General features: G+C 56.2%; 14 protein-coding genes. 3 read left to right on the forward strand and 11 right to left on the reverse strand.

The genetic code is table 11. The annotated features are described in order from the left end of the window. Positions 1-4: 4 nt before the first annotated feature. The 4 genes from BLT54_RS09295 to BLT54_RS09310 all read right to left on the reverse strand — a co-directional run bounded on the left by BLT54_RS09295 (position 5) and on the right by BLT54_RS09310 (position 2,406). A complete protein-coding gene (locus BLT54_RS09295) occupies positions 5-871 on the reverse strand; it encodes a polyprenyl synthetase family protein (protein WP_083351775.1) in 867 nt (288 codons plus the stop codon). Next, on the reverse strand, positions 871-1,113 hold the full coding sequence (locus BLT54_RS09300) for an exodeoxyribonuclease VII small subunit (RefSeq protein WP_040401827.1): 243 nt from the start codon (positions 1,111-1,113) through the stop codon (positions 871-873). Before BLT54_RS09300 ends, BLT54_RS09295 begins: the two co-directional genes overlap by 1 nt. Positions 1,114-1,192: 79 nt before the next feature. After that, entirely contained in the window at positions 1,193-1,891 is a 699-nt protein-coding gene (locus BLT54_RS09305; protein WP_074643992.1) for a response regulator, read from the reverse strand. After that, complete coding sequence (locus BLT54_RS09310; RefSeq protein ID WP_074643995.1) at positions 1,888-2,406, reverse strand: MarR family winged helix-turn-helix transcriptional regulator; 519 nt, start codon at positions 2,404-2,406, stop codon at positions 1,888-1,890. Before BLT54_RS09310 ends, BLT54_RS09305 begins: the two co-directional genes overlap by 4 nt. Positions 2,407-2,578: 172 nt before the next feature. Between BLT54_RS09310 and BLT54_RS09315 the strand changes: the two genes are divergently transcribed. After that, entirely contained in the window at positions 2,579-3,448 is an 870-nt protein-coding gene (locus BLT54_RS09315) for a branched-chain amino acid aminotransferase (protein WP_074643998.1), read from the forward strand. Between the two features lie 63 nt (positions 3,449-3,511). Beyond that, the gene (locus BLT54_RS09320) at positions 3,512-4,009 is read left to right on the forward strand and encodes a hypothetical protein (RefSeq protein ID WP_074644001.1); all 498 of its coding nucleotides are present in this window, start codon (positions 3,512-3,514) and stop codon (positions 4,007-4,009) included. On the opposite strand, the gene BLT54_RS09325 is transcribed toward BLT54_RS09320, so the two are convergent. The 6 genes from BLT54_RS09325 to BLT54_RS09350 form a co-directional block, all read right to left on the reverse strand. Further along, positions 4,006-4,923 carry a DMT family transporter gene (locus tag BLT54_RS09325; protein WP_074644004.1) on the reverse strand — a complete coding sequence of 306 codons (918 nt, stop codon included), beginning with the start codon at positions 4,921-4,923 and terminating at the stop codon, positions 4,006-4,008. The genes BLT54_RS09320 and BLT54_RS09325 overlap by 4 nt on opposite strands. A gap of 39 nt (positions 4,924-4,962) precedes the next feature. Then, entirely contained in the window at positions 4,963-6,003 is a 1,041-nt protein-coding gene (gene queG, locus BLT54_RS09330; RefSeq protein ID WP_074644007.1) for a tRNA epoxyqueuosine(34) reductase QueG, read from the reverse strand. A gap of 39 nt (positions 6,004-6,042) precedes the next feature. Further along, a complete protein-coding gene (gene fzlA / locus BLT54_RS09335; protein WP_074644010.1) occupies positions 6,043-6,708 on the reverse strand; it encodes an FtsZ-binding protein FzlA in 666 nt (221 codons plus the stop codon). Between the two features lie 48 nt (positions 6,709-6,756). Then, on the reverse strand, positions 6,757-7,485 hold the full coding sequence (mtgA, locus tag BLT54_RS09340) for a monofunctional biosynthetic peptidoglycan transglycosylase (RefSeq protein ID WP_074644013.1): 729 nt from the start codon (positions 7,483-7,485) through the stop codon (positions 6,757-6,759). A 103-nt stretch (positions 7,486-7,588) separates the two neighbouring features. Then, the gene (gltB, locus tag BLT54_RS09345) at positions 7,589-12,124 is read right to left on the reverse strand and encodes a glutamate synthase large subunit (protein ID WP_074644017.1); all 4,536 of its coding nucleotides are present in this window, start codon (positions 12,122-12,124) and stop codon (positions 7,589-7,591) included. A 54-nt stretch (positions 12,125-12,178) separates the two neighbouring features. Next, positions 12,179-13,612, reverse strand: coding sequence for an NAD(P)-dependent oxidoreductase (locus tag BLT54_RS09350; protein ID WP_074644020.1), 1,434 nt, complete (start codon positions 13,610-13,612; stop codon positions 12,179-12,181). Positions 13,613-13,841: 229 nt separating this feature from the next. Between BLT54_RS09350 and BLT54_RS09355 the strand changes: the two genes are divergently transcribed. Next, complete coding sequence (locus BLT54_RS09355) at positions 13,842-14,648, forward strand: undecaprenyl-diphosphate phosphatase (protein ID WP_074644024.1); 807 nt, start codon at positions 13,842-13,844, stop codon at positions 14,646-14,648. A 50-nt stretch (positions 14,649-14,698) separates the two neighbouring features. Here BLT54_RS09355 and BLT54_RS09360 read toward each other — a convergent pair whose 3' ends face one another. Then, complete coding sequence (locus BLT54_RS09360) at positions 14,699-15,682, reverse strand: complex I NDUFA9 subunit family protein (protein WP_074644470.1); 984 nt, start codon at positions 15,680-15,682, stop codon at positions 14,699-14,701. Between the last annotated feature and the right edge of the window lie 59 nt (positions 15,683-15,741).

Below are 15,741 nucleotides of genomic sequence, written 5' to 3' on the forward strand. Positions count from 1 at the left end.
TTTCTCAGGTTTCCCGCGAAATAACGAAGCGGGCAAGGTCTCGCAAGGGTTCGGCGCGGCTTCCATAGGGGCTCAATGCCGCACAGGCTTGTTCCACAAGGCGTTCGGCACGGGCTTTGGCCTCTTCAAGACCAAGCAGAGACACGAATGTCGCCTTCCCGGCATCGGCATCTTTGCCCACGGCTTTGCCGGTTTTGGCAACGTCGCCCTCAACATCTAAAATGTCATCGTGAATTTGAAAGGCAAGCCCAAGGGCTTTGGCATAGGCACGTAACGGGGCAGGATCGGCCCCGCCAAGAATGGCCCCGGCGCAAGCGGACCATTCAATCAACGCACCGGTTTTATGGCCCTGAAGCTCGGTGATCTGCGCCAGATCAAGCGGTGTCTCGGAGGTCTCCGCGGCGATGTCTTGGGCTTGCCCCAAAACCATACCCTGAACCCCGGATGATTTGGCCAAAGAGGCAATCAATTCGACCCTAATCTGGCTTGAAACCGCCATTTCTGGCCGGGTCAATAACGCGAACGCTAGGGTCTGAAGCGCATCGCCGACAAGGACAGCCGTCGCCTCGTCCCAACGTTTATGCACCGTCGGCTGGCCCCGACGCAGGTCGTCGTCGTCCATACAAGGCAAGTCATCATGCACCAGACTATAGGCGTGGAGCGCCTCAATCGCGGCGGCGGCCCAAACGGAGTGCTCAGCCGACACGCCATGAAGGGTCGCGCCCTCCATGACCAAAAATGCCCGCAATCGCTTGCCGCCAGTCAAGGCATAGCGCATCCCCTCCTCGACCGGCATGGACCCAAGCGGGGCCAAAGCCGTCTCAAGACAGGCCGCAACAGCCGCTTTGCAGCGTGCGAGATCGTCTTGCATCAGAGGCCTTCGACTTTCGTGGTGCCGGCGGCTGTACCATCAGGGCCAACCGTGATCTTTTCGACCTTTTCCTCGGCTTCTTTCAGCTTGGTCTCGCAATGCGCTTTCAAAGCAGCGCCGCGCTCATAGAGTTTGATGCTGTCTTCCAGCGCAACATCACCATGCTCCAGCTTGCCCACAACTTGATCAAGTTCGGCCATAGCGGATTCAAAGGACATCTCGGATACTGGCGTTTCGCTCATTTGATGTGCTCCCGATTGCTTTGTGACCTGCATATAGGGAAACCGCCCCGATTGACCAGTTCCCGTTTATCCAATGGCCCTATTCCGGGGTCAGCATATAACCCGATCCGCGCACGGTTTGAAGATAGCGCGGTTGGCGTGGGTCATCCTCGATCTTGCGCCTCAGCCGGGTGATTTGTACATCAACGGCGCGTTCCTGCGCCTGTCCACCATCACGTCCAAGCCGTTCGACCAAATCATTGCGTGTCACGGGCTCAGCAGGCGCTGCGGCAAAAATCCGCATCAGCTGGGATTCGGTCGCGGTCAAACGCACGATCTGATCCCCCTCCCAAAGCTCCGCGCGCTCCACATCGTAGCGGAATCGGCCCAGATGAATATATTTCGGAGCCGTTTCAATTTCTTCGAGCTGAGGCATCCGGCGCAAAACCGCATTGATCCGCAACAGCAGTTCCTTTGGCTCAAACGGTTTCGGCAGATAGTCATCCGCCCCCGCCTCAAGCCCGGCAATGCGATCTTCGGTTTCACCCTTTGCGGTCAAAAGCATGATCGGCGTGGCGATTTTACTGCGCAGATCGCGAGTCAGGCTGATGCCATCTTCGCCGGGCATCATCACGTCCAAAACAATCAAATCGAATTCAAGACCCGCAAGCAATCGCCGCGCATGGGCGGCATCGCGGGCGGCCGTCACGCAAAAGCCATGGCGGATCAGAAACTTTTGCAAAAGCCCCCGGATTCGTTCGTCGTCATCGACAATCAAAAGGTGAATTTCACCACTCACCCTTTGTCCTCCTTCGTTGCCATCGCATTAAAATATGCGGCCTGATCTGGGTCCATCATTGCCTCAAGAACCCGGCGAAAGCCAGCGACGGCTTCGTGCCCTGCCTCACGGTAGGCCACGCGCATCCGGGCGCGTTGTGCTTCTGACAGTTCCGCCTCCAAAGCCTTGCCGCTTTCAGACAGGTAGAGGTGGCGTTCGCGTTTGTCCTGAACCCCCACCCGGCTTTCGACCAAACCGTCCTCAATCAAAGCACGCAGGACACGGTTCAGAGATTGTTTGGTAACGCCAAGAATCCCAAGCAGGTTGTTCACATTGGTTCCGGGCGCGCGACTGATAAAATGGATTGCCCGGTGATGAGCCCGACCATAGCCGTATTTTTCCAAAATGCGGTCCGGGTCGGCGGTAAATCCACGGTAGGCAAAGAACATGGCTTCGATCCCCTTTCGAAGCTGCTCATCTGTGAGAAACAAAAGCGCTTGTCCGCCCTTTGTCCCGCCTGCCTTGCCATCCGCCATGTCATGCCCCGCTCACAAATTGCATATTTTGAGACCACTTTAAGTCAGTGTTGTTGACATTCCAAGTTTGAATTGATAGCGAAACTGGGATTTCGCGCAATAATAAGTCTTTTGAGCGACCTTATTGCGCAACTATCGTGAACTCAAGCGGCGGATAAAAGGGAGATACCTCATGGCGGGAAGCTACGAAGACCGGGACGGCAAAATCTGGATGGATGGCGGATTGGTCGATTGGCGAGACGCCAAGGTCCATATCCTGACCCATGCGATGCATTATGCCTCGTCCGTATTCGAGGGTGAGCGCTGCTATAATGGCAAGATCTTCAAATCCGTCGAACATTCCGAGCGTCTTCTGCGCTCCGGTGCGCTGCTTGATATGCCGATCCCCTACACCGTCGAAGAGATTGAGGCGGCGAAATATGCAGTGCTTGAGGCCAATGGCTGGGACAATGCCTATGTCCGCGTGATCGCATGGCGCGGTGCTGGCGAAGACATGGGCGTGGCGTCGAACAAGAACCCCGTGCGCATGGCGGTCGCAGCTTGGGAATGGGGTGCGTATTACGGCGACGCGAAAATGAAGGGCGCAAAACTCGACATCGCAAAATGGAAACGCCCCTCGCCAGAAACCATCCCGACCGCTGCAAAAGCCGCAGGTCTGTACATGATCTGCACCATGTCCAAACATGCCGCCGAAGCCAAAGGGTGCTCTGACGCACTGTTTATGGATTATCGCGGCTATGTGGCCGAGGCGACTGGTGCGAACATCTTTTTCGTCAAAAACGGCGAAGTTCACACGCCGATCCCCGACGCAATCCTCAATGGCATCACCCGGCAGACCGTGATCGAGATGCTCAAACAAAAAGGCATCACTGTGCATGAGCGTCGCATCCAGCCCGAAGAGCTCGAAGGGTTTGAACAATGCTGGCTGACCGGGACGGCAGCGGAGGTCACGCCTGTCGGTCAGATTGGGGACTACACATTCGAAGTGGGCGCTTTGACCCGCGACATCGCGGAAAGCTACGAAACGCTGGTGCGCAGCTAAATTTAACCAAGAAATAAGGCCTTTCTGCCAATCTGTGTCTGAACGGATTGGCGGGAGGTTCTTGTGCTCAAAAAAGACACCATTGTTATTCTTTTGATCACGGTGTTCATCGTGACTCCGGCCATTCTTGCGCTTGGGGCCTATTTTGTGACGAAAAACCCGTCATTGCGCCCCCTCGGCATCACGGTCGAACGCCTGTCAGAAGCTGGTCAGCTTGAAAACAAAAGCCTGATCATCGCAGTGATCGACATCGGGACTGAGGCCAAAGGCACCGCCAGCAAACAGTCTTATAAGCAAGCGATCGAAACCACCTTTGATCGGCTTGAAACCAAAGCGAATGTCAAATTTCGCTCTGTCCCTGGAAGTACCCAAACAACGATCACCTATATTGTCGGTGAAAGTCGAATTGGGCCTTTTCCCGTTGAACGCGCAGCCGAGGGTGTTCTTGCTGCCGCGCAAGCGGAACGGATGATCGTCGCCCAGAGGCACTCTGTGGCAAAGGAGCAGGAGCGGCGTGCGTCCATGACAAAAAGTGCATTTTGGCAAAAGATATTTGATTAAAATGTATCCGTTTTGCGCCGCCGATCGGCGCTCAGCCCAAGGGCGCGCTCCCGCAAAATAATCGCAATCCCGGCAGAGATCACAATGCTGGCCCCAATTATCATCGGCACAGTCGGCACCTCGCCAAAAACCGTATAGCCAATGATCAAAGCAAAAAGCATTGACGCATAGTCAAATGGTGCCAGAAGAGATGCATCGGCGTAGCGGTAGCAGGAGGTCAAAAACACTTGCGCAACGCCACCAATCAAGCCGCCAAGAATAAGAAATATAAAGACGGTCGGGCTGGGCATCACCCACTCGGAAAAGGGAATGGTCAACAGGCCTGCTACGGTACAGGACATTGAGAACCAAAAGACAATCGACGTCGTTGACTCACTGCGCACCATGTTGCGCACATGCAGCTGCACAATTGCCGCAAGACAGGCCCCACCAAGAGCAACTATTGCCCCCAATTGTTCAAGCGGGTCGGGCATACCTTGCATAACGGTAATGCGCGGCAAAAGTACGACAATCACCCCAACAAGCCCGGCCAGCACAGCGGAAAACCGGAACAACCGGACGTTTTCCCCCGCAAACATTGCGGCAAAAATCACCAAAAGAAGCGGTGAAGCGTAACCAATGGCTGTTGCCTCGGGCAGCGGCAACAAGGCCAAAGCATAGAAATTCAAAAACATCGCGCTTGCGCCGATCATCCCGCGCCAGACATGCCCCATCGGAGATTTAACCCGAAGTCCCGCAGTGAATTCATGCCGCTGCGCAAGCCAGATAAAGATGATTGGCAACGCAAAAAACGACCTGAAAAACACCGCCTCACCCGGCGGCACCTCATCACTCGCGGCTTTGATCAGCGCGGCCATAATGACAAAGCAAAACACCGAAGCAAGTTTGAGGGCTATGCCTCGAAAGGGGGTCATATGAACGATTCCGCGCGCTGATCAGACAGGCCAAGGGTTTCACGCGGAGCCAAGCCGTGCAACGGCCCATTGCGCAGCATCGCGCACGGTGGCATCGGCATCTTCGCACAACGCTCGCGCGATGGGTTCAAGATCAGCCGCGCCCGAGTTGCCAATCGCGTAAAGCACATTGCGCACAAAGCGGTCACGACCAATCCGCTTGATCGGAGAGCCCGAAAACTTTGCCCGAAACGCCGCGTCGTCCAGCAGCGCCAGATCACGCAAAGGCGGCGCAATGAGATCATCCCGCGCCGCATAACGAAGCTCCTTCGCTGTGGCCGCGAACTTGTTCCACGGACAGGCCGCAAGGCAATCGTCACAGCCATAAATCCGGTTGCCCATCTTTTCGCGCAACTCAAGGTCAACCGGCCCGTGATGTTCAATCGTCAGATACGAAATGCACCGCCGCGCATCGAGTTGAAAGGGCGCAGGAAACGCTTGCGTCGGACAGGCATCCAAACAGGCGCGACAAGACCCGCAATGGTCTTTTTCTGCTGGATCAGGGTCGAAATCATGGGTTGTGAAAATCGCACCGAGAAAGAACCAACTGCCCAAATCCCGCGCCAAAAGATTGGTGTGTTTGCCTTGCCATCCAAGCCCCGCCTTGGCGGCAAGAGGCTTTTCCATCACCGGAGCGGTGTCGACAAACACCTTGATCTCCGTCCCCTCACCCGCCTGCTCTATCAGCCATCGCCCCAGCCGTTTAAGGCGCTTTTTGACCATGTCGTGATAATCACGGTTGCGAGCATAGACGGAAATTGCGCCGGATTCGGGTCTCTTCACAGCCTCCATCGGATCATCGTCAGGGGTGTAAACCTCGGCCAACATGATCACCGATTTTGCCTCAGGCCAAAGGGCGGTCGGGTCGCCACGCCACGCCATGCGCTCTTCCATCCAGCCCATTTGGCCATGATGTCCCGCATCGACAAAGGCTTTCAACCGATCCATGGCATCGGGCAAATCAGGTCGGGCAAAGCCCACCTTGGAAAACCCTTCCTCCAAAGCACGGGCGCGCACTGTTTCTTTGTCTAATCCAGCCAAATCGCGCCCCTTTTGGGTCAGTTTTCCTCAGATTGAGCCTCAGAAATCAAGGTCTGCGTAATGGGACGGCGGCGGGAAACCGGAAACTTGATCCGCCAAAAGCGATCGAAAGGCTGGACGCGATTTGATCTTTGCGTACCAATCCTTGACCACCTCATGCCGGTTCCAATCGACATCGGAAATGTAGTCCAAAGACGACAAATGCGCGGCGGCGGCAAAGTCGGCAAGCGTCATCGCGTCGCCTGCAAGCCAGCGCCGACGTTCCAACAACCACGCCATGTAATCCAGATGATATTTGACCGCCTTCGCCCCGGCTTTCACATTGGCGGACACCGGATAACCGCCCTTCATCAACTTGCGATTGACTCGTTCGTACAAAAGATTTGCGGTGACCTCTCTGTGAAACTTATCGTCGAACCATGCCACCAACCGCCGGACCTCGTAGCGGCCTTCGATGTCTTTGGGCATCAAGAGCGGCGTTGGATAGCGCTCTTCAAGGTATTCGCAAATCGGTGTGCTTTCAGCGAGGTGCATATCGTCAATCCGCAACACCGGAACCTTGCCAGCGGGATTGCGACGCATGAAATCGGGATCGCGTTCCCAATAGCGCTCCTCAACCAGCTCCACCTCAAGCCTTTTCTCCGCCAAGCAGAGACGCACCTTGCGGCAAAACGGGGAAAGGGGGACGTGAAAAAGTCGGATCATGTTCGCTACTCTTGTTTTTCTTCTACTTGCCGCGATTGTGCGATCAGTTCAATGGTCGAAACAAGATGCGCGGCCATCACGGGATATTGTCGCGGCTCCATCGACAATCTGGGCGGCTCTCCGCCGAACAAACGGACCGGGATTTCCGGCATCCCGGTCTTTGGGTGCGGGCAAAACCGCGGCAAGCTGGGCCGCCTGTTGCACTGTGAGGGCCTCTGGTCCGACGCCAAAATAATGGCGTGACGCAGCCTCAGCCCCAAAGACACCCGCATCAAATTCAGCGACATTGAGGTAGACCTCAAGGATGCGCCTCTTGCTCCACGTCAGCTCAACAATGGGAGTTATCAGGGCCTCAAGCGCTTTGCGAGACCAGTTTCGCCCGTGCCACAAAAAGCTATTTTTGACCACTTGCTGCGTGATCGTCGACGCCCCACGTTGCCCACCCGCGTCAATCGCCGCACGAATGGCAGTCAGGTCAAACCCCCAATGGGTACAAAAATTAGCATCCTCGGCGGCCACAACAGAACGCGCAAGCGCCGGGGATATGCGCTCGATGGGTGTCCATTGATAATCCACAGATCCACTCTGACGGCCAGCTTCGGCCATCATATAGGGTGTCGTCGGAACAGGAAGGATGGAATAGGCCAGAATCCACAGCAAACCCAACCCCGCGACCACCGCGACCAATCGCAACACCCGCCGACGAATGCGCCGAAACAGACCGGGGCCGGTGTTGGTCGTTTTTTTGGTCGATTTTTTCTGTGTCTTGCGTGCCATGCGGACGAGGAACCACGCGGGCCGTATTAAGGTCAAGTGGTCGGTTCGACAAAACGAAAAAAGCCCCCGAAATCGGGGGCTTTTCGCTAAGTTCGGGTCACATTCACTCGGCCGGCATCGCGCCTCTTTCAATGGCAAGCGGCACCGGCAAGTGGATCAACATCTCTTTCGGGCAAATCTGAAGGAAATACCCTTTTTGTTCATCCCAATGGAGCAAAATGTCCTTGGCTTTCACCGATCCGGTTTCCACGGCGTGGCGTTCAACCAAGCCTCTGAGCTGTGTTTCCCAATGATCGACAGTGACCGGACAGGTGACAAGTGTTTCCATATTGATCAGATTGAGCGCAAGCCCATCTGGGTCATAGAGATAAGCCATGCCGCCCGTCATACCGGCGCCAAAGTTTGCGCCAATGGAGCCGAGGATCACGGCCAAACCACCGGTCATATATTCACACCCGTTGGACCCGCAGCCTTCGATCACTGCCGTGGCGCCAGAGTTGCGCACAGCAAACCGTTCGCCCGCACGCCCCGCCGCAAAGAGATAACCGTCGGTTGCGCCGTAAAGAACGGTGTTGCCGATGATCGTGTTTTCAGAAGCGACAAGCGGCGAATGCATCGGCGGACGGACCACGACCGTGCCCCCCGACAAACCCTTACCGACATAGTCGTTGGCATCACCCGACACCTCGATCTTAAGACCAGGTGCCGCGAAAGCACCGAGAGACTGACCGGCAGACCCGGTGAGTTTCACCGTCAAATGGTCCGGCTGAAGCGCGTTGCGCATGCCGAATTTCGACACGATATGCGACGAGGTGCGTGTGCCGATGGTCCGGTGCGTGTTTTGCACCGCATAGGACAGCTGCATCTTTTCGCCATCATTCAAGAAACGCGCCGCATCCGAGACGATTTGTGCATCAAGCGTATCTGGCACGGCATTGCGCGGTTTGGAGCGATCATAGACGATTTTATCCGCGCCATCGACGGAGATCAAAAGCGGGTTCAGATCGAGATCGTCAAGATGCGCCGCCCCCCGCGAGACCTGCGTCAACAGATCCGCACGGCCGATCACCTCATCCAGAGAACGCGCGCCAAGAGAAGCCAGCAATTCACGCACCTCCTGGGCATAGAAGGTGATGAGGTTTACGACCTTGTCGGCATTGCCCGTGAACTTGGCGCGCAGCGCTTCGTCTTGGGTACAGACGCCCACCGGACAGGTGTTCGACTGACACTGACGGACCATGATACAGCCCATCGCGATCAATGCGGCGGTGCCGATCCCATATTCCTCGGCCCCCAACATCGCGGCCATGACAATGTCACGCCCCGTGCGCAAACCGCCATCGGTGCGCAGCGTCACACGTTCGCGCAGATTGTTCATCGCCAAGACCTGATGCGCCTCGGTGAGTCCCATCTCCCACGGCAGTCCCGCGAATTTGATCGACGTCGCAGGCGAGGCACCCGTACCACCATTGTGACCAGAGATCAGGATGATGTCGGCTTTCGCTTTGGCCACACCGGCAGCAATCGTGCCAACGCCGGAGGAAGCCACAAGTTTGACCGTCACCTTACAGCGCGGGTTGACCTGTTTGAGGTCATAGATGAGCTGTGCAAGGTCTTCGATCGAGTAGATGTCGTGGTGCGGCGGCGGAGAAATCAGCGTCACGCCTTTGGTCGAATGACGCAGCTTGGCGATCAGGTCGGTGACCTTCATACCGGGCAACTGCCCACCTTCACCGGGTTTCGCACCTTGGGCGACTTTGATCTCAAGCTCTTCACAGGCCAAAAGGTATTCGACCGTAACGCCAAAGCGCCCCGAAGCCACTTGTTTGATCTTTGCAGAGGCGTTGTCCCCATTGGGTTCCGGTGTGAAATCATCCGGGGATTCGCCACCCTCGCCCGAGTCGGATTTCGCGCCGATCCGGTTCATCGCGATGGAAAGTGTGCGGTGCGCCTCAGGAGACAAAGCGCCCAAAGACATGCCCGGCGTCACAAAGCGTTTGCGGATCGAGGTGATCGATTCGACCTCTTCGATCGGAACGGGTTTGCCCAGCGGTTTGAAATCCAACAGATCGCGCAGGTGAATCGGCGGGTTGGACTGCATCTTTGCGGAATATTGTTTCCACATTTCATAGGAGGCACGGTCACAGGCCGATTGCAGCATATGCATCGACTGCGCTTCCCACGCATGGGTTTCGCCCGATTTACGCGCTTTGTAAAAACCACCAATCGGAAGCGTGTTGCCACCAAGCCAGCCCTGTTTGTGAACCGCCAAAAGTTTCTTTTGGATACCGCCGATGCCGATGCCGGAAATCCGGCTGTGCATCCCTGGGAAAAACTCGGCGCACAAAGCCCGAGACAGCCCCACGGCCTCAAAATTCAGACCACCGCGATAGGAGGAAATCACCGAAATCCCCATCTTGGCCATGATTTTCAACAGACCCGCGTCCACAGCGGCACGGTAACGCAAAACCGCCTCGGAAAGGGTGCAATCCAACAAACCACGATCAATACGGTCGGACAGGCTGTCCTCCGCCAGATAGGCGTTGACGATGGTTGCGCCGCAACCGATCAACACCGCAAAATAATGCGGGTCGATACATTCGGCGGAGCGTACACCCAGCGAACAGAAAGTCCGCAGGCCCTTACGCGTCAACCAGCTATGCACCGCCGAGGTCGCAAGGATCATCGGCATGGCGACGTTTTTCTCGTCCTGTCCTTGATCGGACAGGATGATGTGACCACCACCGGAGCGCACGGCCTCTTCGGCCTCGGCGCGGATCCGATCCAACCCATCGCGCAGCGCGTTGGGGCCGCCATCCACCGGGAACGTACAGTCGATTTCCGTCATCGGCGCATTGAAATGATTTTTCAGCGCATCAAATTGCGCATTGCCAACGAACGGGCTGTCCAACACAAGAATCTCGGTCTGGGAGCTGTCTTCATCCAGCACGTTTTTCAAGTTTCCGAACCGGGTTTTAAGCGACATCACACGGAATTCACGCAAGCTGTCGATCGGCGGGTTGGTCACCTGAGAAAAGTTCTGTCGGAAGAAATGTGACAGCGGTCGGTATTTGGTCGACAGCACGGCAGAGGGCGTGTCGTCCCCCATCGACGCCAAAGCCTCTTTGCCATCTTCGGCCATCGGCGCGAGGATTTGTTCCAGTTCTTCAATCGTGTACCCGGCTGCAATCTGACGCTTTTTCAGCTCGGCACCGGTGTAGTAAGCGGTCTCGGTGATACCAGACAGCTCATCTTCGAGATCGTTGATCTTGCCAACCCAGTCGCCAAACGGACGGGCATTGGCCAAGCGATCCTTGATTTCGACATCGTGGTACAATTTGCCCTCGGCCATATCGATGGCCAACAATTGCCCCGGCCCAAGCGCGCCTTTTTCGACCACAGTGGCCTCATCGGTCGGCACCATGCCCACCTCAGAACCCGCAATCACCAGCCCATCCCCGGTCACGACATAGCGCATCGGACGCAGCCCGTTGCGGTCAAGACCGGCACAGACCCAGCGGCCATCGGTCATCGCCAAAGCGGCCGGACCATCCCACGGCTCCATCACGGAGTTCACATAGGAATACATGTCGCGCCATGCCTGCGGCAGTTCTTCGGCGTTTTTCGACCACGCTTCAGGCACCAACATGGTCTTCGCCATAGGTGCCGAACGACCTGCACGCACCAAGACTTCGAACACCGCATCGAGTGCGGCGGAATCGGAGGCGCCTTGCGGGATGATCGGCTTGATGTCCTCAGCCATGTCGCCAAATGTCGTCGAAGCCATGCGGATTTCGTGCGACTTCATCCAGTTGGTGTTGCCATTGATCGTGTTGATCTCGCCGTTATGCGCCAACATGCGGAACGGCTGGGCCAACCACCACTGCGGGAAGGTGTTGGTGGAATAGCGCTGGTGATAAATCGCAAAGGCCGATTCAAAACGTTCGTCCATCAGGTCCGGGTAAAACACCGCAACCTGTTCAGCCAACATCATGCCTTTGTAGATGATCGAGCGGCAGGACAGCGAACATATGTAAAGGCTGCTGACACCCGCGGCTTGGGCGGCTTTTTCAATCCGACGACGGATCACATAAAGCTCGCGCTCAAATGTTTCCTCATCCACACCCTTGGTGTTGGAAATGAGGATTTGTTCGATCTCGGGCCGTGTCGCATTGGCCTTTTCGCCCAAACATTCGGTGTTCACCGGAACGTGGCGCCAGCCGTAAATGTAATAGCCCATGCGGAGCACTTCGCTTTCCACGATGGTCCGGCAGGTTTCCTGAGCACCAAAATCCGTGCGCGGCAAAAACACTTGGCCGACAGCCAAAAGTTCGCCATCGCGCGCTTCGTGGCCAGTGCGACGGATTTGGTCGCCAAAGAAATGATGCGGGATTTGAACGTGAATGCCCGCGCCATCGCCGGTTTTCCCGTCGGCGTCCACGGCACCGCGGTGCCAGATCGCTTTGAGCGCGGTGATGCCGTTTTCCACAACCTTGCGGGATTTGGAGCCATCAATCGACACCACAAGACCCACACCACAAGAGGAGTGTTCATCCTCCTCGCGGAACAGGGAATGCTCTGTCATCCATTGGCGCTTGGCGTCTTCGCGGGCGGCCCAGTCTTGGTCAAACTTCGTCATATCGGATACCTTTCGGATAAAGGCGGGAGGGTGGACCCTCCTGAAAAACTAGGATTATTCGGCGGCCACAGAGACGGATTGGTCGATATACTCGATCATCGCATCCGCCGCTTCGCGCCCGTCACGGATCGCCCACACCACAAGGGAGGCACCGCGTTGAATGTCCCCACAGGCATAAACACCCGGAAGCGAGGTCACATGGGATTTGAAATCCGCCATGACGGTGCCCCAACGCGTGACATCAAGACCCTCAACTCCCCAAAGCGTGGGGAGGTCTTCAGGTTCGAAGCCAAGTGCTTTGATCACCAGATCGGCGTCTTCGACATAATCCGCCCCCTCAATCACCTCGGGTGATTGACGACCGGAGACGTCGGGTTGACCGAGGCGCATTTTCTGAACCATGACGCCCGAGACCGGATCGCCCGCAAAGCCTTTCGGCGCAGAGAGCCAGACGAATTCGACGCCTTCTTCTTCGGCGTTTTGGGTTTCACGCTGTGAACCGGGCATGTTGGCGCGGTCGCGGCGATAGAGACATTTCACCGAAGTCGCGCCTTGGCGGATCGCGGTACGGACACAGTCCATCGCGGTATCACCGCCCCCGATCACGACAACCTTTTTGCCCGCCGCGTTCAATTCGCCACTTAGATAATCCTCAACCTCATCACCAAAGGACACTTTGTTGGAGGCCGTGAGATAATCAAGCGCGCGCACGATGCCGGCGGAGCCAGAGCCCGGACCTTTCAGATCGCGGGATTTGTAGACGCCGGTTGCGATCAGCACAGCGTCATGTTTGCCACGGATCGCATCAAAGGAAATGTCTTCACCGACATTGCAGTTCAGTACGAATTCAACACCGCCGTCTTCGAGCTGTTTCACCCGACGCAGCACGATGTCTTTTTCAAGCTTAAAGCCCGGAATGCCGTACATCATCAAACCGCCAGCGCGATCAGAGCGTTCGTAGACCGTGACCTTAAATCCGGCACGACGCAGACGATCCGCGGCCGCAAGACCACCAGGGCCAGAGCCGATGATGCCCACGCTTTCCTCGCGCTCAACAGTGGGCGCAATCATTTCGACCCAACCGTTTTCCCATGCCGTATCGGTGATGTATTTTTCAACCGAACCGATGGTCACAGTGCCATGGCCGGATTGTTCGATCACACAATTGCCTTCGCACAACCGGTCCTGCGGACAAATGCGACCACAAATTTCCGGGAAGGTGTTGGTGGCCTGTGACAGCTCATAAGCCTCTTTCAACCGCCCTGTTGCGGTGAGGCGCAACCAATCCGGGATGTTGTTGTGCAACGGACAATGGCTTTGGCAATAGGGCACACCACATTGCGAACAGCGCGACGCCTGTTCTTCGGCCTTGGCCTCCACGTACTCGCCGTAGATTTCAAGGAAATCGTCTTTACGATCCTCCGCGTCCCGCTTGGATGGCATATCCCTGCCTACGGTCACGAATTTGAGCATCGGCTCTTTCGCCATGACACCACATCTCCGAATAGGTTGGTTGTGAGTTTGTGTCTAAATACGCGCAGTCGGGAAAAAAGAAAAGTCAGAAGTACTGTCTTATTTTCTTTTCTTTTGGGCCAGTCGGTCAAAATCAAGCGGGAAAATGGTGTATTTAGGTAATATATGCTGACTTATATTCATCCTTCTTATTGATAACAAATGGGTTTACGCTACCTTAAATCTGTCCAAAGGCGCACCTCCCATGTCTCTCTTTTACCTCCTCATTCTTGCGATTGTTCAAGGCATTACGGAATTCTTGCCGATTTCATCCTCCGGCCACCTGATTCTCCTACCCCACCTGCTCGGGGCGCAAGACCAAGGTCAGGCGATTGATGTCGCGGTTCACGTTGGCACACTTGGGGCGGTGATCGTCTATTTTTGGCGCGATGTACGCGAAGGCCTTTTGGGCATTCCCAGACTTGCAACCGGGCGGATCGACACCCCCGGATCGAAACTCGCCTTTCTCCTGCTCATCGCCACCATCCCTGTCGTCCTTCTTGGCCTTGTCCTGAAAGTTACCGGTCTGTCGGACCTGATGCGCTCCACCGCAGTGATCGGCTGGGCCATGCTGGTCTTTGGCATCGTGCTCTATTGGTTCGACCAAAAAGGCGCTGAAGAAAAAGTGGCGCGGGACTGGTCGATCAAGGACGCCGTGAAACTCGGCCTTTGGCAGGCGGTCGCCTTGATCCCCGGCACATCGCGCTCCGGCATCACCATCACAGGCGCACGCGCCATGGGGTACAAACGCGAAGATGCGGCAAGAATTTCGATGCTGATGTCGATCCCGACGATCATGGCCTCCGGCATTTTGTTGGGCGCAGAAGTTGTTGGCCAAGCAGATTGGGCGATGATGAAAGACGCGGCCATTGGTGCAGTCTTTGCCTTTGGCGCCGCCATCCTCGCCCTGTCTCTGATGATGAAGCTTTTGAAATCCGTGAGCTTTACACCCTATGTGATCTATCGCGTGATCCTGGGCGTGGTGCTTTTGGTGGTCTCTTACAGCTCATAAAAACGCGCGCCCGAATGAGCGCGCGTTTCAAGTCTTGCGGTTCTGATCGCTCAGATATTCATGTTCTTTGCGCTTTCGCGGATCGCGTCATACTGACCTGACGGGCGATAGACCCACATGTAATCCGGCAAAACAGCCTGAAGCGCGGTTGGCGTCATGCCGAGATCCGCAAAGGTTTTTGCCCCCTCTGACACCACATTATCAACCCGAAGGTTCGCCACCTGATCGCGGGTCAAAATGCCATTGTGGAACAGGCCGCCCGTCAGGGATTGCAGCAAGGACAGCGCACCGCCCATGATATTGCCGACCCAGAACGGCAGGTTCAGGACCAAACGGTTGCGATGAAGCACGACAAGCATTTCGCCCATCAGCCCTTTGAGTGTGTCCACATCCGGGCCACCGAGTTCGTAAACACCAGCATCCGCCTGACCCAAAACCGCTTTCACTGCGGCTTGTGCCACATCGTCCACATAGACCGGCTGAAATTTCGTGTTGCCGCCAACCAAGGGCAAAACAACGCTTTTCTCGGCCATTTTGCCGAAGCGGTTAAAGAACTCATCCTCGGTGCCAAAGATCACCGAAGGGCGCAGGATCACAGCATTCGGGAAGGCAGCAAGAACCTTGGCCTCGCCTTCCGCCTTGGTGCGGGAATAGGCGCTGTCCGATTGCATGTCGGCCCCAATGGCGGACACATGAACCAACTGTTCCACACCTTGCTCGGCGGCAATGCGCGCGATGCGTCCCGCGCCATCGGTCTGAATCGCCGCAAAAGAATTTTTGCCGCGCTCGGTCAAAACACCAACACAGTTCACAACCGCGTCCGCTCCGGTCATGGCCGCACGCACAGAAGCGTCATCGCGAATGTTGCAAAAGATCGGTTCGACCTGACCCACAGCGCCGTAAGGTTTTACATAAAGCGACTCGTTGGGGCGACGAACCGCGACACGCACACGCCAGCCCTCCTTTGCCATACGACGGGCGATATACCGCCCGACAAAGCCAGCGCCGCCATAGATGGTGACCAGTTTCGTCATCTGCATCTCCAATGCCAATTACCGCTTTTCTTTAGCTTTTAGAGCGGAAATGAACAAGA

Origin of the sequence: Celeribacter baekdonensis, assembly GCF_900102315.1 — a bacterium.
GTDB lineage: Bacteria > Pseudomonadota > Alphaproteobacteria > Rhodobacterales > Rhodobacteraceae > Celeribacter > Celeribacter baekdonensis.